The organism is Actinophytocola sp., from assembly GCF_050699935.1.
Classification (GTDB): domain Bacteria; phylum Actinomycetota; class Actinomycetes; order Mycobacteriales; family Pseudonocardiaceae; genus Actinophytocola.
On sequence record NZ_JBOHGB010000142.1, the window covers coordinates 1 to 18,532 of the forward strand.

At 70.4% G+C, this 18,532-nt stretch carries 17 protein-coding genes; 8 read left to right on the forward strand and 9 right to left on the reverse strand.

Features of this window, described 5'->3' with window-relative positions; translation table 11 throughout:
- Both ACRDTB_RS30805 and ACRDTB_RS30810 read left to right on the forward strand, forming a co-directional pair.
- The coding region (locus ACRDTB_RS30805; protein WP_431435698.1) for a helix-turn-helix domain-containing protein at positions 1–476 on the forward strand (476 nt) is incomplete at its 5' end.
- Between the two features lie 60 nt (positions 477–536).
- On the forward strand, positions 537–770 hold the full coding sequence (locus tag ACRDTB_RS30810; protein WP_431435699.1) for a hypothetical protein: 234 nt from the start codon (positions 537–539) through the stop codon (positions 768–770).
- Positions 771–819: 49 nt separating this feature from the next.
- Here ACRDTB_RS30810 and ACRDTB_RS30815 read toward each other — a convergent pair whose 3' ends face one another.
- Positions 820–3,132 carry a RelA/SpoT family protein gene (locus ACRDTB_RS30815; RefSeq protein WP_431435700.1) on the reverse strand — a complete coding sequence of 771 codons (2,313 nt, stop codon included), beginning with the start codon at positions 3,130–3,132 and terminating at the stop codon, positions 820–822.
- A gap of 174 nt (positions 3,133–3,306) precedes the next feature.
- Between ACRDTB_RS30815 and ACRDTB_RS30820 the strand changes: the two genes are divergently transcribed.
- Complete coding sequence (locus ACRDTB_RS30820) at positions 3,307–4,080, forward strand: dioxygenase family protein (protein ID WP_431435701.1); 774 nt, start codon at positions 3,307–3,309, stop codon at positions 4,078–4,080.
- 7 nt (positions 4,081–4,087) lie between these two features.
- Here the strand turns inward: ACRDTB_RS30820 and ACRDTB_RS30825 are convergent, their stop codons facing one another.
- The 7 genes from ACRDTB_RS30825 to ruvC form a co-directional block, all read right to left on the reverse strand.
- Positions 4,088–4,609 carry an adenine phosphoribosyltransferase gene (locus ACRDTB_RS30825; RefSeq protein ID WP_431435702.1) on the reverse strand — a complete coding sequence of 174 codons (522 nt, stop codon included), beginning with the start codon at positions 4,607–4,609 and terminating at the stop codon, positions 4,088–4,090.
- A gap of 3 nt (positions 4,610–4,612) precedes the next feature.
- Positions 4,613–5,833, reverse strand: a complete 1,221-nt coding sequence (secF, locus tag ACRDTB_RS30830) for a protein translocase subunit SecF (RefSeq protein WP_431435714.1) — start codon at positions 5,831–5,833, stop codon at positions 4,613–4,615.
- 61 nt (positions 5,834–5,894) lie between these two features.
- On the reverse strand, positions 5,895–7,706 hold the full coding sequence (gene secD, locus ACRDTB_RS30835; protein WP_431435703.1) for a protein translocase subunit SecD: 1,812 nt from the start codon (positions 7,704–7,706) through the stop codon (positions 5,895–5,897).
- 160 nt (positions 7,707–7,866) lie between these two features.
- Positions 7,867–8,247, reverse strand: a complete 381-nt coding sequence (gene yajC / locus ACRDTB_RS30840; RefSeq protein ID WP_431435704.1) for a preprotein translocase subunit YajC — start codon at positions 8,245–8,247, stop codon at positions 7,867–7,869.
- A gap of 27 nt (positions 8,248–8,274) precedes the next feature.
- Positions 8,275–9,363 carry a Holliday junction branch migration DNA helicase RuvB gene (ruvB, locus tag ACRDTB_RS30845; RefSeq protein WP_431435705.1) on the reverse strand — a complete coding sequence of 363 codons (1,089 nt, stop codon included), beginning with the start codon at positions 9,361–9,363 and terminating at the stop codon, positions 8,275–8,277.
- Between the two features lie 6 nt (positions 9,364–9,369).
- On the reverse strand, positions 9,370–9,978 hold the full coding sequence (gene ruvA, locus ACRDTB_RS30850) for a Holliday junction branch migration protein RuvA (RefSeq protein ID WP_431435706.1): 609 nt from the start codon (positions 9,976–9,978) through the stop codon (positions 9,370–9,372).
- Complete coding sequence (gene ruvC / locus ACRDTB_RS30855; protein WP_431435707.1) at positions 9,975–10,541, reverse strand: crossover junction endodeoxyribonuclease RuvC; 567 nt, start codon at positions 10,539–10,541, stop codon at positions 9,975–9,977. The genes ruvA and ruvC overlap by 4 nt, the downstream gene beginning before the upstream one ends.
- 215 nt (positions 10,542–10,756) lie before the next feature.
- On the opposite strand from ruvC, the gene ACRDTB_RS30860 reads away from it, so the two are divergent.
- Genes ACRDTB_RS30860 through ACRDTB_RS30880 form a run of 5 tightly spaced genes read left to right on the forward strand, consistent with a single transcriptional unit; the run spans position 10,757 to position 16,423 of the window.
- On the forward strand, positions 10,757–11,764 hold the full coding sequence (locus tag ACRDTB_RS30860) for a LacI family DNA-binding transcriptional regulator (RefSeq protein WP_431435708.1): 1,008 nt from the start codon (positions 10,757–10,759) through the stop codon (positions 11,762–11,764).
- 12 nt (positions 11,765–11,776) lie between these two features.
- Entirely contained in the window at positions 11,777–13,048 is a 1,272-nt protein-coding gene (locus tag ACRDTB_RS30865; RefSeq protein ID WP_431435709.1) for a sugar ABC transporter substrate-binding protein, read from the forward strand.
- A gap of 2 nt (positions 13,049–13,050) precedes the next feature.
- Positions 13,051–13,944 carry a carbohydrate ABC transporter permease gene (locus tag ACRDTB_RS30870; protein WP_431435710.1) on the forward strand — a complete coding sequence of 298 codons (894 nt, stop codon included), beginning with the start codon at positions 13,051–13,053 and terminating at the stop codon, positions 13,942–13,944.
- Positions 13,937–14,839: a carbohydrate ABC transporter permease gene (locus tag ACRDTB_RS30875; protein WP_431435711.1), complete on the forward strand. Its 903-nt coding sequence runs from the start codon at positions 13,937–13,939 to the stop codon at positions 14,837–14,839. The genes ACRDTB_RS30870 and ACRDTB_RS30875 overlap by 8 nt, the downstream gene beginning before the upstream one ends.
- A gap of 15 nt (positions 14,840–14,854) precedes the next feature.
- Positions 14,855–16,423, forward strand: a complete 1,569-nt coding sequence (locus tag ACRDTB_RS30880) for a glucoamylase family protein (protein ID WP_431435712.1) — start codon at positions 14,855–14,857, stop codon at positions 16,421–16,423.
- Positions 16,424–16,574: 151 nt separating this feature from the next.
- On the opposite strand, the gene ACRDTB_RS30885 is transcribed toward ACRDTB_RS30880, so the two are convergent.
- A complete protein-coding gene (locus ACRDTB_RS30885; RefSeq protein WP_431435713.1) occupies positions 16,575–18,314 on the reverse strand; it encodes a metallophosphoesterase in 1,740 nt (579 codons plus the stop codon).
- Positions 18,315–18,532: the final 218 nt, after the last annotated feature.

Sequence of the window (18,532 nt, forward strand, 5' to 3'; positions counted from 1 at the left end):
ACACCAAGGGGGTGATCTACCGCGGCCGCGACAGCGGCATGAACCAGTGGAAGTCGGCGCATGCGGTCGAGACCGACGCGCGCACGCTCGCCGACGCGCTGGCCGGCGCCGGCTCGACGGACAGCGCCCAGACCGTGCTCGCCTCGGCGGTGGTGGCCGCGGCCCGCACCGGCCCGGACCCGGCGGTGCCCGCACTGCTCTCGCTCGCCCGCGGCGGCGCGCGCGTGGGCGCCATGGCCGACGCGATCGGGCTCACCGAGCGGCAGCTGCACCGCCGCTGCCTCGCCGCGTTCGGCTACGGCGCGAAGGTACTGGCGCGGGTGCTGCGGTTCGAGCACGCGATACGGCTGGCCCGCGGCGGCACGGAGCTGGCCGACGTGGCGTACCGGGCGGGGTACGCCGATCAGGCTCACCTGTCGAGGGAGGTGCGAGCCCTTGCCGGTGTGAGTCCGACGGAATTCCTGAGTGGTCCGTGAGAAGCAGACATATGGGAATGTCCTGGCACACCATGTGCGGCGCGGGGCAAGATTAACGCCATGGAATCGGAGGCGCCCATTGTGCGCATCGAACTGTGCCGCGCGGACGCGGTGGTGCTTTTCGACTGGCTGATGAGCACCGACCTCGACGCAGTGCCCATCACGCACCCGGCACAGAGGCAGGCATTCATCGATCTGTGCGACGAGCTGGAAAGCCAGACCGACGTTCTCTCGGCGACCATCGAAGAGGTGGCGCTGGCGCAGCAGGAGGTGGCCAAGAACATCGCACAGTAAAGGGATTACAAAATCGTGACAGTCCTCTTGGGACAGTCAGGTCAGGGGATCAGGACGCCGACGTGACCCGGTAGACGTCGTACACGCCCTCGACGCTGCGCACCGCCTTCAGCACATGCCCGAGATGTTTCGGGTCACCCATCTCGAAACTGAACCGGCTCACCGCGACCCGGTCCCGGGACGTCGTGACCGAGGCGGAGAGAATGTTCACCTTCTCGTCCGCGAGTACCTTCGTGACGTCGGAGAGCAGGCGGTGCCGGTCCAGCGCCTCCACCTGGATCGCCACGAGGAACACCGACGACTCCGACGGCGCCCATTCCACGTCGACCAGGCGCTCGGGCGAAGCGAGCAGCTCGCCGGCATTCGTGCAGTCGGTCCGGTGCACGGAGACGCCGCCGCCACGGGTGACGAAGCCCAGGATGTCGTCGCCGGGAACCGGGGTGCAGCAGCGGGCCAGCTTGACCCAGACGTCGCTCGCACCCTTGACGATCACGCCCGCGTCGCCGGTCGCGCGGCGGCGGTGGACCGTGGACGGCGTGGCCCGCTCGGCCAGCTCGTCCTCGGCGTGCTCGACGCCGCCCAGCAACGCGACCAACCGCTGCACCACGTGCCGCGCGGAGGTGTGGCCCTCTCCCACGGCCGCGTACAGCGCGCTGACCTCGGTGTAGCGCAGCTCCCGGGCGAGCGCCGCCATCGAGTCGGCGGAGACGAGCCGCTGCATGGGCAGGCCGACCCGGCGCACCTCCTTGGTGATCGCCTCCTTGCCGGCCTCGATCGCCTCTTCCTTGCGCTCCTTGGCGAACCACTGCTTGATCTTTGCCCGGGCCCGCGGCGACGCGGCGAAGGCGAGCCAGTCACGGGTCGGGCCGGCACCCTCGGCCTTGGAGGTGAAGATCTCGACGGCGTCGCCGTTCTCGAGCTTGCGCTCCAGAGCGACCAGCCGGCCGTTGACGCGGGCGCCGATGCAGCGGTGCCCGACCTCGGTGTGCACGGCGTAGGCGAAGTCGACCGGCGTCGAGCCGGCCGGCAGCGTCTGCACGTCGCCCTTGGGCGTGAAGACGAAGATCTCCCGGGCGGCGAGGTCATAGCGCAGCGAGTCGAGGAACTCGCCGGGATCCGCGGCCTCCCGCTGCCAGTCGAGGAGCTGGCGCATCCAGGCCATCTCGTCGATCTCGACGGCCTGCCCGTCGTGGGTGCCGCGGGACTCCTTGTAGCGCCAGTGCGCGGCGATGCCGTACTCGGCCGTGCGGTGCATCTCGTGGGTACGGATCTGCACCTCCAGCGGCTTGCCGTCCGGCCCGATCACCGTGGTGTGCAGCGACTGGTACACGCCGAACCGCGGCTGGGCGACGTAGTCCTTGAACCGGCCGGGCATCGGCTGCCAGAGCGCGTGCACGACGCCCATCGCGGCATAGCAGTCCCGCACGTCGTCGACGAGGATGCGCACGCCGACGAGGTCGTGGATGTCGTCGAAGTCGCGGCCTCGCACGATCATCTTCTGGTTGATCGAGTAGTAGTGCTTGGGCCGGCCCTCGACCTTCGCGTTGATGCGCGAGGCCTCCAGGTGGGAGGTGAGCTCGTCGGTGACCTTGTGCAGGTACGTGTCGCGGGACGGCGCGCGGGTGGCGACGAGGCGGACGATCTCGTCGTACTTCTTCGGCTGCAGGATGGCGAACGCCAGGTCCTCGAGCTCCCATTTGACGGTGGCCATGCCGAGCCGGTGCGCGAGCGGGGCGAGTACCTCGAGGGTCTCGCGGGCCTTCTTCGCCTGCTTCTCCGGCGGCAGGAAGCGCATGGTGCGCATGTTGTGCAGCCGGTCGGCCAGCTTGATCACCAGCACGCGGGGGTCCCGCGCCATCGCGATGACCATCTTGCGGATGGTCTCGGCCTCGGCCGCGCTGCCGAGTTGGACCTTGTCCAGCTTGGTCACGCCGTCGACGAGCCGGGCGACCTCCTCGCCGAAGTCGTCATGCAGGTCCTTCAGCGAGTACGCGGTGTCCTCGATCGTGTCGTGCAGCAGGGCGGCGACGAGCGTGATCGTGTCCATGCCCAGCTCGGCCAGGATCGTGGCCACGGCGAGCGGGTGCGTGATGTACGGGTCGCCGGACTTGCGCCGCTGCCCGCGGTGTGCCTCCTCGGCGATGTCGTAGGCGTGCTGCAGGAGGGCCAGGTCGGCCTTCGGGTGCAGCTCGCGGTGGACTGTGGCGAGCGGCTCGAGCACCTGCTTGACCGGCGCCGACCGCTGGGCCGTGATCCGTCTGGCCAAGCGCGCCCGGACCCGCCGCGTCGCGGACGGCACGCGCGGCGGGACCTGGGGCGCGGCGCCGTCCTGCTGCGCCCCGGTCTCGAGATTTTGACTCACGACGACCCCTCGCAGGCTCGGTGTCGCCGCTCGCGGTCGCCCTGTGTCATTCGTTCGTTCGCAAGCTCGGTCACGGCGCGGCTCCTCTGCTCCGAGAATAGCCGCGAATCGATCCCGGAACGTTCAACGGGTTCCTGCTACGCTGTAGTTGAATCTTCAACTTACGGAGCGGCCATGTCGATGCCGGTGCTCTACCTCAGCCACGGCGCCCCTCCCCTGGCCGACGACCAGGTGTGGACGGGCGAGCTGGCGTCGTGGTCCGCCGACCTGCCGAAGCCGACGGCGATCCTCATCGTGTCCGCGCACTGGGAGAACGCCCCACTCACGCTCGGCGCCACCACGACCGTGCCGCTGGTCTACGACTTCGGGGGCTTCCCGGACCGCTACTACGCCGTCACCTACCCGGCCCCGGGCGCACCGGCCCTGGCCGAGTCGGTGCGCTCGCTCGTGGCGTCCCCCGGCATGCCGGTGCACGACGAGCCGGCACGCGGGCTCGACCACGGGGCGTACGTGCCGCTGGTGGAGATGTACCCGGCGGCCGACGTCCCGGTACTGCAGATCTCGATGCCGTCGCTGGACCCGACGGTGCTGATGGACGTCGGCCGCCGGCTGGCACCCCTGCGTGACGAGGGCGTGCTGATCATCGGCAGCGGGTTCTTCACGCACAACCTCTCGGCGATCACCATGGCGGATCCCGCGGTGGCGGCACCGTCGTGGTCGGCGGAGTTCGACAGCTGGGGCGAGGAGACCCTGGCGGCGCGCGACTTCGACGCGCTCGCCGACTTCCCGCACAAGGCGCCGTCGGGGCGGCTGGCGCATCCGCGGACCGAGCACTTCGCGCCGCTGTTCGTCTCGGTCGGCGCCTCGCTGGCGTCCTCGGACGCGCCGCGGTCGGTGATCGACGGGTACTGGTACGGGCTGTCGAAGCGGTCGCTGCAGTTCGCCTGACCCCGCGTCAGACCACCTGGAGCGCGTGGAATTCCCTGCCCACCAGGCGTTCCCGGCCACCGAGGTCCCCGAGCTCCATCACCACGGCGATCGCGGCGACCGTCGCGCCCGCACGTTCCACCAGCTCGCACGCCGCCGCGACCGTGCCGCCGGTGGCCAGGACATCGTCCACCACCGCGACCCGACTGCCGGCCCGCAGCACGTCGCCGGGCAGCTCCAGGGTCGCGGTGCCGTACTCCAGCGCGTAGTCCGTCCGGGCCGCCACCACGGGAAGCTTGCCGGGTTTGCGAATCGGCACCAGCGCGCGGCCCAGCGCTATCGCGAGCGCACCGCCCAGCAGGAAGCCGCGTGCCTCTACCGGAGCGATCACGTCCACATCGGATGGAATGCCCGCCACCAGGCCGTCCACGACCGTCCGAAAGGCCGACGGGGACGCGAAGAGCGGGTTCAGGTCCCGGAACAGCACGCCCGGCTCCGGGAAGTCCGGCACCGTGCGCACCAGCTCCAGCGCCTGCTCCAGGTCCCCCATGGCTCAGCGGCGCTTCTTGCCGGACGGCCGGCCCGGGTGCTTGCCGGACGGGCGGCCACCCTGCTTGCCCGTCGGGCGGCGGCGCTGCTCCGCGGTCTTCGGGTTGCGGGCCGGGACACTCGACGCGGCGGCCATCGCGCGCTCCTGGCGCAGCTCGTCCTCGAGCGAGTCGTCGTCCGTGGCCGGGGTGAGGTCGACGTCCTCGCCGGCCGCGTCCATCTCGCGCGCGGCCGCCTTGCGCGCCAGGTTCTCCCGCCGCGCGTACACCCGGCGGGCCTGCTCCTTGTACTTCTGCTCGCGCATCTTCAGGTCGACCAGGATCGGCGTGGCCAGCGCGATCGACGACAGCACACCCGCGATGATGCCGGTCAGCTGCACCAGCGCCAGATCCTGCAACGTGCCGACGCCGAGGAGGCCGACGCCGACGACGAGCAGGCCGAGCACCGGCAGCACGGCGATCAACGAGGTGTTGATCGAGCGCATCAGCGTCTGGTTCAGCGCGAGGTTCGCGGCCTCGCCGTAGGTCCGTCTGGTCAGGCCGAGCAGGCCGCGGGTGTTCTCCCGGACCTTGTCGAACACCACCACCGTGTCGTACAGGGAGAAGCCGAGGATGGTCAGCAGGCCGATCACGGTCCCCGGCGTGACCTCGAAGCCGACGATCGAGTACACGCCGGCCGTCACGATGATGTCGTGGAACAGCGCGACCAGCGCCGCGACCGCCATCCATCGTTCGAAGTAGAACGCCAGGAACACCGTCACCAGCACCAGGAACACGCCGAGCGCGATCAGCGCCTGCCGGGAGATCTCGCCGCCCCAGGAGGCACTCACCGCGCTGTCGCTGATCGACCGCTCGCTCGGCTCGCCGTCCTGGTTGACGGGCTGCAGGTCGTCGAACAACGCCTGCTTCAGCCCGGTGACCTCGTCGACGCTCAGTGTCTCCGACCGGATCTGGATGGTCGTGCTGTCTCCGGAGCCGACCGTCTGCACGGCCGCCGGCTCCCTGCCCAGCGTGTCGTTGAAGACGTCGGTGACCTGCTCGGTGGAGATCTTGCCGCCCGCACCGTCCGCGGGCATCGAGATCCGGGTGCCGCCCCTGAAGTCGATGCCGAAGTTGAAGCCGCGGAGGATGATCGACGCGAGGCAGATCAGGATCAGCACGGCGAAGAAGATGTACCACCGCTTGCGCTTGCCGACGATGTCGAACGCGCCGGTGCCGACGTACATCCGGTGGAACAGGCCGTCCTGCTTCACCGGGGCCGTCTTGGGAGTCTCGTTGGTCGGCACGTCACGCCTCCTTCACGGCCGGGCCGGTGCCGGACCTACGCCGTTCGCTCGCCAGCCGCTGTACCGCGCCGAGGCCGGAGAACGTGGGCTTGGACCACAGCCTCGACTTGGACGCCATCGCCACCAACGGGTGGGTCACGAGGAACACGACGATCAGGTCCAGCACGGTCGCCATGCCCAGGGTGAACGCGAAGCCCTTCACCTGGCCGACGGCGAGCACGTACAGCACGGCGGCGGCGAGGAACATGACCGCGTCCGCGGACAGGATCGTGCGCCGGGCCCGGACCCACCCTCTCGGCACCGCGGAGCGGAACGTCCGTCCCTCGCGTATCTCGTCCTTGAGCCGTTCGAAGAACACCACGAACGAGTCGGCTGTCATACCGATCGAGACGATGAAGCCCGCGACGCCGGCGAGGTCCAGGGTGAACCCGATCCACCGGCCGAGCAGCACCAGCACCGCGAACACGATCACGGCGGAGAGGGCCAGCGACAGCACGGTCAGCATGCCCAGCATCCGGTAGTAGAACAGGCAGTAGACGAACACGAGCACCAGCCCGATCGCGCCGGCGATGAGGCCCGCCTTGAGCGAGGCCAGGCCCAACGTCGCCGACACGGTCTCCGCCTCGGACGACTCGAACGACAGCGGCAGCGAGCCGTACTTGAGCACCTCGGCGAGGCCGCGTGCCTCTTCGGAGCTGAACCCGCCCTGGCCGCCGCCGCTGATCGTGGTGCTGCCGCCGCTGATCGCCTCACGGATCTCGGGCGCAGACACGACCTGGGTGTCGAGCACGAACGCCGCCTGCTTGCCGACGTTCGCCGACGTGTAGTCGGCCCAGATCCGGCTGCCCTCGCTCTCGAAGTCGAGGTTCACCACGTAGCCGACGCCCTCGGGGTTGATCGCGGAGTTCGCGTCGGAGATCTGGGTGCCGGAGAGGAAGGAGGGCCCGAGGATGTACTTGGCCGTCGCGTCCTGGTCACAGGCGACCAGCGGCTTGTCCGGGTCGTCGTTGCCGACCAGCGGGTCGCCAACCTGGGTGCCCTTGGTGCAGGTCAGCGCGTCCAGCGCGGCCTGCTGCACCGCCTGCACCTCCGCGCCACCGGTCGTCGACACGAGCTGCGGAGCCTGGCGGCACGCCTTACCCACCGTGATCAGCTCCGGGACGGTGACCGAGCTCTCCCGGCCCGCCTTGATGTCGTCGCCGTAGGTCTTGAACTTGCTCTTGTACTCCTGGCACGCCTGGAGCGGATTGGCCGGCGCCTCCGGGGCACCCGGCTCCGACGGCGGCTGGGACGGGTCGTCGGGCTGTCCCTGCCGAACCGGCGCCGGGCGGCCTTGCGGCTCGCCGGACGTCGGCGGGGTCGAGGCGCCCGGCGGCTGGGTCGACGTGGGCGGCGCGGTGGTCGCGGGCGGCTGCTGAGGCTGCGGTTGGGCCGGGATCGGCTGGCCGATCACCTCTCGGAAGCGCAGCTGCGCGGTCTGGCCCAGGTCCTTGGCCTGCTCGCCCTCCTCGCCCGGCACCGTGATGACGATGTTGTTGCCGTCGAGGACGACCTCCGTGCCCTGCACACCGATGCCGTTCACCCGGGTCTCGATGATCTGCCGCGCCTGGTCCAGCGACTCCTTGGGCGGCACTCCCCCGGTCTCGGTGCGAGCGGTGAGCGTGACCCGTGTGCCACCCTGGAGATCGATGCCGAGCTTGGGCTCAGCCCGGTGGTCGGGTGTGGCGAACACCAGGGTGTAGAGCAGAACCACGATGAACAGGAAGAACGCGAGATAGCGCCCTGGGCGGATCTGCCCGGCGGGTGGTGCCACGGTAGGTCGGTCTCCTCGAACTGGTCAGGACACGTCTGATCATGAGACGCGCCCGGTCATGAGTCTGCGCCCGCACCCACATGTGCGCGGGTGAGGGCGCAGCGTACCTCCCGCGACGTGAGGGCAGTGTCACACGGTCACGTCACGCTCACGCGGGAGACTACTTCTGCTTGACGTCCTCGACGTCAGCGGAGTCGTCCTTCGCGGGCGGCGGCTCGTTGTCGACGAGCTCCTCCTCCTCGTCGACCTCGTCGACGAGCTCGTCCTCGACGTCCTCGACGTCCGGGTTGACCTTCTCGCGCACGGCGGCACGCAGCCATTCGGTCTCCAGCCCCGGAGCGATCTCGATCCCGATGGTCGTGTCGCTCGAGACGTCGACGACGGTGCCGTAAAGACCGGAGGTGGTCATCACGCGGTCACCGACGGCCAGCGAGTCCTGCAGCTGCCGTTGCTGCTCCTGCGCCCTGCGCTGGCGCCGGCTCATGAAGTACATCATGAGGCCGAGCAGCCCGAACATCAGAAGCAAGGGAAGCAGGTCCATGTTTCTCCATCCATGGGAGTCGTGAATTCACTCTGCGGCGTGCGCAGGGTCACTCTCGAACAGGGTAGGCGGAATCCGGCCTGGGGCGTTAGTCGGGGCCGACAGCCCCAGATGCGCCCATGCCGCGGCGGTCGCGACTCGACCTCGCGGTGTCCTGGCCAGCATGCCCGCCCGTACCAGGTACGGCTCGCACACCTCCTCCACCGTACTGGGCTCCTCCCCGACCGCGACAGCCAGCGTCGACACACCGACCGGGCCGCCGCCGAACGAGCGCACGAGCGCGTCGAGCACGGCCCGGTCCAGCCGGTCCAGCCCCAGCTCGTCCACGTCGTAGACCCGCAGCGCCGCACGGGCGATCTCGCGGTTGATCGAGCCGTCCGCGCGCACCTCGGCGAAGTCACGCACCCGCCGGAGCAGGCGGTTCGCGATCCGCGGTGTGCCGCGCGAGCGGCCGGCGATCTCCTCGGCACCGTCCTGTCGCAGGTCGACGCCCAAGATCTTCGCCGACCGCCGCAGCACCTGCTCCAGCTCGTCGGCGGCGTAGAACTCCATGTGCGCGGTGAAGCCGAACCGGTCGCGCAGCGGCCCGGTCAGCGAGCCGGACCTGGTGGTGGCGCCGACCAGCGTGAACGGCGCGATCTCCAGCGGGATGCTGGTGGCGCCCGGCCCCTTGCCGACCACGACGTCGACGCGGAAGTCCTCCATCGCGAGGTAGAGCATCTCCTCGGCGGGTCGGGCGATCCGGTGGATCTCGTCGATGAACAGGACGTCGCCCTCGACGAGGTTGGACAGCATCGCGGCGAGGTCGCCGGCCCGCTCCAGCGCGGGGCCGGACGTGATGCGCAGTGCGCTGCCGAGCTCCGCGGCGATGATCATGGCGAGGCTGGTCTTGCCGAGCCCGGGCGGGCCGGACAGCAACACGTGGTCGGGTGGCCTGCCGCGCCGGGTCGCGCCTTGCAGGACCAGTTCGAGCTGCTCGCGCACCCGCGGCTGGCCGACGAACTCGCCGAGCGTGCGCGGCCGCAGCGTCGACTCGTCATCCCGCTCCCCCGGCTGCACGAGCGGGGAGAGCGGCTCGTCCTCGGCCGCCGGATCCGTCACCCGCTCATCGTGCATGACCCGCTACCGCTTGCTGCCCAGGGTGGTCAGCGCCTGGCGCAGGACGGTCGACTGGTCGCCGTGCCCGTTGCCCCCGCCGTTGCCCCCGAGCACCCCGTCGACCGCCTGCTCGGCCTGCTTGGCCGCGAAACCGAGGCCCACCAACGCTTCCACGACCGAACCACGCACGTCGCCGTTCCGCGTGGGCGCGGCCCCGGCCGTGTTCGCCGGCAGCGCGCCGACCTTGTCGCGCAGCTCGATGACCAGCCGCTCGGCGCCCTTGCGGCCGATGCCGGGCACCTGGGTGAGCACCGTGAGGTTGCCGTCGGCGAGCGCGGCACGCAGCTGCGCCGGGTCGAGCACCGCGAGCGTCGCCATGGCGATCCGCGGCCCGATGCCCGAGACGGTCTGCAGCAGCCCGAACAGGTCACGCGCCTCGGTGTCGGCGAACCCGTACAGCGTCAGAGAGTCCTCGCGGACGATGAGGGAGGTGGCGAGCACGGCCTCGGTGCCCGTGCGCATGGTCGCGAGCGACGCGGGCGTCGCCCGCACGGCCAGCCCGACACCGCCGACCTCGATCACGGCGTGGTCCAGCCCGATCGAGAGCACCTGCCCGCGTACCGACGAGATCATCGCTTTCCTTTCGCGGCCTCGGCGAGCCGGGCCTTGTGCCGCCGCGCCAGCTCGGCCGCCTTCGCCTCGGCCTCGGCGAGCCGGGCGCGCATGGGCATGCGCCAGATGTGACAGATGGCGAGCGCGAGCGCGTCCGCCGCGTCGGCCGGCCGGGGCGCCTCCGCGAGCCCGAGCAGCCGGGTGACCATGATGGTGACCTGGGCCTTGTCCGCTCGGCCCGACCCGGTCACCGCGGCCTTGACCTCGCTGGGCGTGTGAAAGGTGACCGGCAGCCCGCGGCGCGCGGCAGCCAGCGCGACGACCCCGCCGGCCTGCGCGGTGCCCATCGCGGTGCGCACGTTGTACTGGCTGAACACCCGCTCCACGGCGACGACGTCGGGCCGGTGCCGGTCGAGCCACGCCTCGACCTCGTCGGCTACGGCGAGCAGCCGGGTGGACAGCTCCGCGTCCGCGGGCGTGCGGATCACGGAGGCCTCGACGCACCGGAGGTTCCGCCCGGCACCTCCGTCGACGACGGCGATGCCGCACCGGGTCAGTCCGGGGTCCACCCCCAACACACGCATCGCTTCGGCTCCCGAGAACATCAGTTCGACTTTAGGGGCCGGAACCTCCCCGACCACGCAGCGACACCCGCGACAAGGCCGGCGGGAGGTCCGAACGGGCCCCCGCGCTAACCCGACCGACGCAGTGAAAGCGCTTCACCGAACCGGCGCCTTGACACCTGTGTTAAAAAAGTCCACAACGGAAATGTAAGCGCTTCCAACGACGGAAGGCAGCCATGCCCGCACGCGAGCGCCGGCCGGTCACCATCTACGAGGTGGCCAATCGCGCGGGCGTGTCGATCGCCACCGTGTCGCGGGCGTTACGGGACTCCGAGCTCGTCGCGCCGTCCACCCGGCGCCACGTCCAGCGGGTGGCCGAGGAGCTGCGGTTCCGGCCCAGCCGTGCCGGCCGAGCGCTGGCCGAGGGGCAGCACGCGGCCAACGGCATCGTCTTCCCCGACCTGGCCGGGCCTTACTACGCCGAGGTCGTCCTCGGCTACGAGGAGGTCGTCGCCGAGCTCGGCCGCAGCGTGCTGATCCTCGCCACGCAGGGCCGACCGAACGCGGCCGACCTCGTGCACGAGCTGGCCGGCCGGGTCGACGGCATGGTGATCATGGGCCGGACGGTCAGCGACGCGACGGTGGCGCGGATCGCCGACACCGGGCTGCCGCTGGTCCTGCTCGCCCGGCCACCCGTCGGGCTGGTGGACACGGTCACCGCCGACAACGAGGACAGCGCGCGTGCGGTCACCGCGCACCTGATCGGGCACGGCTACCGCCGGTACGAGTTCCTCGGCGACCCCGACCAGTCCCCCGACGTCTCCGGCCGCCACGCCGGGTTCGTCGCCGCGCTCACCGAGGGCGGGCTGGACGTACCGGCGAAGCCGGTGCGCTGCGCGTTCGACGTGAAGGCCGGATACACCGCGGCGCGGGAGACCCTCCGCAAGCAGTCCCGCCCGGAGGCGCTGGTCTGCGCCAACGACGAGGTCGCCCTCGGCGCGCTGCGGGCCGCCGAGGACCTGGGCCTGACCGTGCCAGACGACCTCGCGATCACCGGCTGGGACGACATCATGGCCGCCGACTACGCGCGGCTGACGACCGTCCACCAGTCCATGCGCGAGCTCGGCGCCACCGCCGCCCGCTGGCTCGACCAACGGATCTCCGGCACCGCACCCGGAATCCGCCGCGAAGTACTGCCCACCCGGCTGGTGATCCGGACCAGCTGCGGTCCCCACGAGAAGTAACCGGAGGACAGCATGACTCGACCAGACAGGCGGACCGTTCTGCTCGCCGCCGTGACCGCGGTGGCACTGGCCGCATCGGCCTGCGGCCGCGACTCCGGGGAGGACCAGGCCGACCAGGGGGAGAAGGTCGCGCAGGGCAAGGCGACCGGCGAGATCACCGTGTGGGCGATGGGCACCGAGGGCGAGAAGCTCTCCGTGCTCGCCGACGACTTCATGAAGGAGAACCCCGACGCCAAGGTGTCGGTCACCGCCGTGCCGTGGGACGGGGCGCACAACAAGATCTCGGCCGCGATCGCCGGCCAGGAGACGCCGGACGTGACGATGCTCGGCACGACCTGGATCGGCGAGTTCGCCAAGACCGGCGCGCTCGACGTCGTACCACCGGACTTCGTGCGGGAGGAGGACTTCTTCCCCGGCGCGTGGGAGACCGGTGTCGTGGACGGCACCTCCTACAGCGTGCCGTGGTACGTCGAGACCCGCGCGCTGTACGTGAACAAGGCCGTCGCGGCGAAGGCCGGCGTCACCGAGCCACCGCGGGACTGGGACTCGCTGAAGCAGGCGGCCAAGGACATGCAGGCCAAGGGCGGCGCCGAGCAAGGTCTCTACCTGCAGCCCGGGCAGACCGGCTCCTGGCAGACCGTGATGCCGTTCGTCTGGCAGAACGGCGGCGACATCTGGAACGGCGAGCAGTTCACCCTCGACTCCCCCGAGGCGATCGAGGCGTACGAGTACTACCAGTCCTTCTACCAGGAGGGACTGTCCTCGAAGAACAGGCTGGACGAGGGCGAGCAGGAGCCGAGGCTGCTCAGCGGCGAGATCGCCGCGATCGTGTCCGGCCCGTGGCACATCGGCCTGCTCGACGAGCTCGGCGGCGAGGGCAAGTACGACGTGTGGCCCATGCCGAACGAGTCCGGCGACGTGACCTCGTTCATCGGCGGCAGCAACATGTCGGTGTTCAAGAACAGCGACAACCGGGACGCCGCCTGGAAGTTCGTGTCGTACCTGATGCGGCCCGAGGTCCAGGTCAAGTGGTACGACACGGTCAAGGACCTGCCCGCGGTGCAGGCCGCGTGGGAGGACGAGACGCTCGCCGGCGACGAGCTGCTGAAGACGTTCGGCGACCAGCTGAACAAGGCCAAGGCGCCGCCCGCGATCCCGACGTGGGAGCAGATCGCCGCGGGCGTGGACACCGAGCTCGAGAAGATCGCCAAGGGCACCGCGACCCCCGCGAACGCGGCCAAGGCGATGCAGGCGCAGGCCACCTCGATCGGCACCGGGGGCTGAAAATGTCCGCACGGCCCGGAGTGCTGTCCCGGGCGCTGACCGGCTGGGCCTTCGCGCTGCCGTTCGCCGCGTTGTTCCTGCTCTTCACGGCGGGGCCGGTGGTGGCGTCGCTGGTGATGAGCCTGACCGACCTCGGCAGGGCCGACCTGCTCGACCCGCTGGGCGTGAACCTCGTCGGCCTGGACAACTACCTGCGGCTGTTCGACGACCCGAAGTTCCTCACCGCCTCGGCCAACACCGCGGTCTTCGTGGTGGTCGGCGTCCCGCTGACGATGGCCCTGTCGCTGCTGGTCGCGCTCGGGCTGAACTCCGGGCTGGTCCGGTTCCGGGCCCTGTTCCGGGTGGGCTACTACCTTCCGGTGGTCACGAGCATCGTCGCGATCTCGGTGGTGTGGCGGTTCATCCTGCAGCCGGACACGGGACTGCTCAACGAGATCCTGGGCGGGCTCGGGATCTCCGGGCCCAGCTGGCTCGACGACGAGACGTTCGCGCTGCCGACGCTGATCGTGATGGGTGCGTGGCGCAACCTCGGGTTCGGCATGGTCATCTTCCTGGCCGGGCTGCAGGCGATCCCGAAGGACCTCTACGAGGCGGCCACGATCGACGGTGCGCGGAAGTGGGCGCAGCTGCGTTACCTCACCGTGCCGATGCTGCGGCCGACGATGCTGTTCGTCGCGGTGATCACCACGATCGGGTACGTGCAGTTCTTCGAGGAGCCGTTCGTGATGACCCAGGGCGGACCGCTCGACTCGACCCTGTCGATGGCCTACCACACCTACAACCAGTTCGGCTTCGGCAACTACGGCTACGCCTCGGCGATGGGCTACGTGCTGTTCGTCGTGGTGGTGCTGCTGTCGATCGCCTGGTTCCGGCTGCTGAGGAACAACGTTGACTAGCACCCTGGACACCCGGGCGGACAACCCGCCCCCGGCGCCCGGACCGGTCCGCCGCCGAGCCGACCAGCCGCGCTCCCGCGACCTGGTCGCCCGGGTCGTGCTGCACACGGTGCTCGTCGCCGGGCTCGTGGTGATGATCGGGCCGTTCCTGTGGATGGCGCTGTCGTCGTTCAAGACCGAGGCCGAGATCCGCGCCGATCCGCCGACCTTCTGGCCGCGGGACCCGACGGCCGGCAACTACCAGGTGTTGTTCGACCGCCTGGACTTCCCGACCTACTTCACGAACTCCGTCGTCGTCGCGGTCCTCACGACGGTCGGCAACCTGCTGTTCTGCTCGGCGGCCGGCTACGCGCTCGCGAAGCTCTCCTTCCCCGGCAAGCGGGTGCTGTTCCTCGTGGTGCTCGGCACGATCATGGTGCCGAGCATCGTGACGATGGTTCCGCTGTTCGTGCTGTCCAGCAACCTCGGCCTGGTCAACACGCTCGCCGGGCTGATCCTGCCGTTCCTCGCGCAGGCGTTCGGTGTGTTCCTGATGAGGCAGTTCATCCTGTCCATTCCGGAGGACCTGCTGGAGGCGGCCCGCATCGACGGGGCGAGCGAGCTGCGGATCTACTGGCAGATCGTGCTTCCGCTGTGCCGCCCGGCCCTGGCGACGCTAGGCATCCTGACGTTCCTGGCGTCGTGGAACAACTTCCTGTGGCCGCTGGTCGCGGCGACCACAGAGGACAACTACACGCTGCCGGTCGCGCTCGCCCTGTACGCCATCGGGCAGAACCAGACCCGCTACGACCTGCTGCTCGCCGGGTCCGTCGTGATCGTGCTGCCCGTGCTGATCGTGTTCGTCCTGTTGCAACGGCATTTCGTCCGCGGCATCGCCACCACCGGTCTCAAATGAGGAGGAATCCCTGATATGGCCCGATTAGCCCCCATCCGCAGGATCGCGCTGGCGGCGGTGCTCGCCGTCGCCGTGGTCGTGCCACTGGGTCCGGCCGCGAGCGCCGCGCCCGACGACCGGGAGCTGGCGTCCGCGGAGCGGGCTCGCCAGACCACGCTGCTGCGCGACACGTGGCGCTCGTTCACGGCGATGGTCGCCCCGGAGACCGGGTTGCCGGCGGACAACATCGAGGGCGACCTCGACCCCGCGTCCCGGTCGGCCTACACCTCGCCGACCAACGTCGGCTCGTACCTGTGGTCGGCGATCGTCGCGGAGGACGCCGGCCTCATCGGCCGCAAGGAGCTGGTGTCGCGGACGAAGAAGGCGCTCGGCTCGATGGCGAAGGTCGAGCGGCACCCGGCTTCGGGCCAGTTCTACAACTGGTACAATCCGGCGACGCTGGAGAAGCTACGCGTCTGGCCGGAGGACGGTTCCACGGTGTACCCGTTCCTGTCCAGTGTGGACAACGCGTGGATGGCGGCGGCGCTCATGGTCGTGCGCAACGCGGTGCCGGAGGCTCGCGCGCAGGCACAAAAGCTGCTGGCCGGCATGGACTTCGCGTTCTACTACGACCCCGCGGGCCGGTCACCGGACGTGCGGGCGGGCCTGATGCGCGGCGGCTTCTGGGACGAGGAGCCACCCGGCTGCTCGCTGGTCGGCAACTACCCGGACAACGGCCCGGACGTCTGGTACACGTGCCACACGTACGGGAACTTCGCGAGCGAGACGCGGATGATCAGCTACGTGGCGATCTCGCTGGGGCAGGTGCCGCCGGAGCACTACTTCGTGCCGTGGCGGACGATGCCCGACACCTGTGACTGGGGCTGGCAGGAGCAGAAGCCGCCCGGGACGTTCGTGGACTACCTGGGCATCCCGGTGTTCGAGGGCCACTACACCTACCGCGGGCTGAAGTTCGTCCCGACCTGGGGCGGCGACATGTTCGAGGAGCTGATGCCGGACATGTTCGTGCCGGAGGTCAAGTGGGGCAAGAAGTCCTGGGCACGCCAGCACTCGGTGTACGTCCGCGGCCAGATCGAGCACGGTCTGAACGACGCGAAGTACGGCCACTGGGGCTTCTCCCCCGCGTCCAACCCGGACGGTGGGTACCGCGAGTACGGTGTGGACGTCATGGGCATACAGGCCGAGGGCTACACCAGCGACCAGGAACGCACCGCGGTCGACGTGGGCTTCGAGGGCTGCCGCGAGGCGCAGCCGCGTCCGGAGTCCTATGGGGACGGTGTGGTCACACCGCACGCGGTGGTGCTGGCGCTGCCCTACCAGCCGAAGGCGGCGCTGACCGAGCTCGCGAAGCTGCGCCGGGACTTCGACAGCTACGGCCCGGGCGGGTTCTACGACTCGATCGCCGTGCGCAGCGGCACGGTCGCCAAGCGGTACCTGGCGCTCGACCAGGGCATGATCATGGGCGCGCTCGGCAACCTGCTGGGCGACGACGTGCTGCGGGACGCCTTCACCAAGGGCGGCGCCGAGAAGCGACTGCGCCCGGTGATGGCGATGGAGGAGTTCAACCTCCCACCGCGCCAGTAGACCGTGGTGCGGGGGCCGGTAACGCCGCCGGCCACCGCGGTAGCGGCCAGTGCCGGGGGCGGGAGACCCCCTCACCCGTCTCCGGCACCTCCGGCCACGGCCGGTCCGGCGACCGCACGCACGGTCGCCGGACCGGCCGAGCCGATGCCCGTCAAGCCCGCGGGATCCGGATCGGTGACTCGATCAGCGTCGGTGCGAGCTCCTCCTCGGGAACCAGCCACGGGTCGGTGGGCGCGCCGCCCGGGTCGGCCCGCCAGCGCCGGCAGACCCGCGGCAACGTGATCGGGTGGACGGTCAGCGTGCCCTCGCGGTCGATGTGCAGGCGCAGGAAGCCCTTGTGGTCCTCCAGGCTCTGGGCGGCGAACACCTCGTTGGAGTTGATCCCGAAGCGGCTCGCGATCAGCAGGTACAGCGCGACGATCTCCGAGTCCAGGAACCCGATCAGCAGCGGCGTGGCCACCACGACGATGACGAAGATCAGCCAGTCCGCGGCCGTCCCGTCCGGGAGCACGTCGCGATACAGCCACCGGACCGTGAACGCCCACCCGACGCTCAGCGCCAGGTGCCCGACGGCGTGCGCGATCCCGGCGAACGCGTTGGTCGCGGTCGTCTTCGGCATGTCGAGCCGGGCGAACGCGATGCCGGCCAACACCAGCACGGTGGCCGCGATCGCCGACGGCGCCCAGGCGGCCAGCTGCCCGAACACGCCCCGGCGCGCCGGGTCGGCGGTCTCCCCGAATCCGAAGAGGATGGCCAGCGACATCACCGTCTGCGTGAGGCCGGTGAGCGCCCAGAAGCCGGGGTTGCGCCACGGCAACCGGAACACGCCGGCGGCGAGCCACTCCGACTGGGTCTTGCCCGGGTAGCGCGCCTTGAGGTCGAGCCACCGCGGCGTGGCCGGCGCGCGCACGCGCGAGCGCGGCGGCGGCAGGCACAGCTCGCGCGGGACCTTGTGCGTACCGGAGAGGTACGCGCCGCCGAGCCCGCAGGTGATCCGCTGCGCGGTCCCGTCCCGTTCGGCGTAGCGGGTGTAGTGGTGCTTGTCGCCGGTCAGCATCAGCGGCACGGTCGCCCCGCGCGGTCGGATGACCTCGCGCATGAAGAACTCGAACGTGTCGTAGCCCTTCGTCCGACCGCCCGAGCCGGCCGGCACCCACGCCGGGGTCGAGGTGCACAGGATGACCGCGTCGCCCTCGCGCAGCTCCTCGGCCGCCGTGCGGAAGTACTCCAGCTGCGGCGCGTCGACGTAGTCGTCGAACTGCGTGTCGATCGCGAACAGCCACCACCGCCGCGGCAGCGCGACGGCGAAGTAGCTGCGGGTCTGCTCGGTGGCCCAGCCGCCGAAAGGGCGCCCCTGGGCGAAGACACGCAGGAACGTGGTGAGCCCGTCGTACCAGTCGTGGTTGCCGGGCAGGGCGAACAGCCGCGGCGCGTCGTCCGGGGCGACCGGCAGGGCGGCGCGGTAGACGCCCTTGCCCCGGTCCTCGTAGGCCGTCGTGGACGCGGCCGGGTAGACCTCGTCACCGCCCATGACGAGAATCCGCCCGCGCGGCAAGGGTTCCGTGGCACCCGCGGGCAGCAGCTCCGGTGCGGCGAGCAACGAGGCGATCGAGTGCGTGGCGTCGAAGCCGTCCCCGAGATCGGCGACGAAGTCGAACCACAGCTCGTCGTCGCCGTCGTGGCGGTGCACGGCCGCCGGCAGCGTGCCCTGGAGCTCCCGCTTGTCCGCAAAGGAGCCGAAGATCTCCGCCATCACCGACTGCGCGCCCGTGCTGATCAGCACGCCCGGCTGTAACCACCGAACCGCCCGCTGCGGCCGGAAACCCAGCTGCCGCTCGGACATGTCGGTCGGCCGCGGGCGCTCCACCCTCGGCGCCGGGTCGGACTCCATGGTCCCTCCTCGTCGGTCCTCGTCATGGCTCCCCGCAAGCCTGGAGCATGATCGTCACACTGTCGAGCAGTGTCGAGCAGCCCACGTCCCACGGGGTCACGTCGCTTCGCGGACCCTGCCGCTACGGGTCGGCGCGCGGCACCGCCTTCTCCAGCACGGCGATCGCGACGCCGGCGCTGTCCGTCGCCGCGCCGACCACCGAGTGGCCGGCGCGGCGG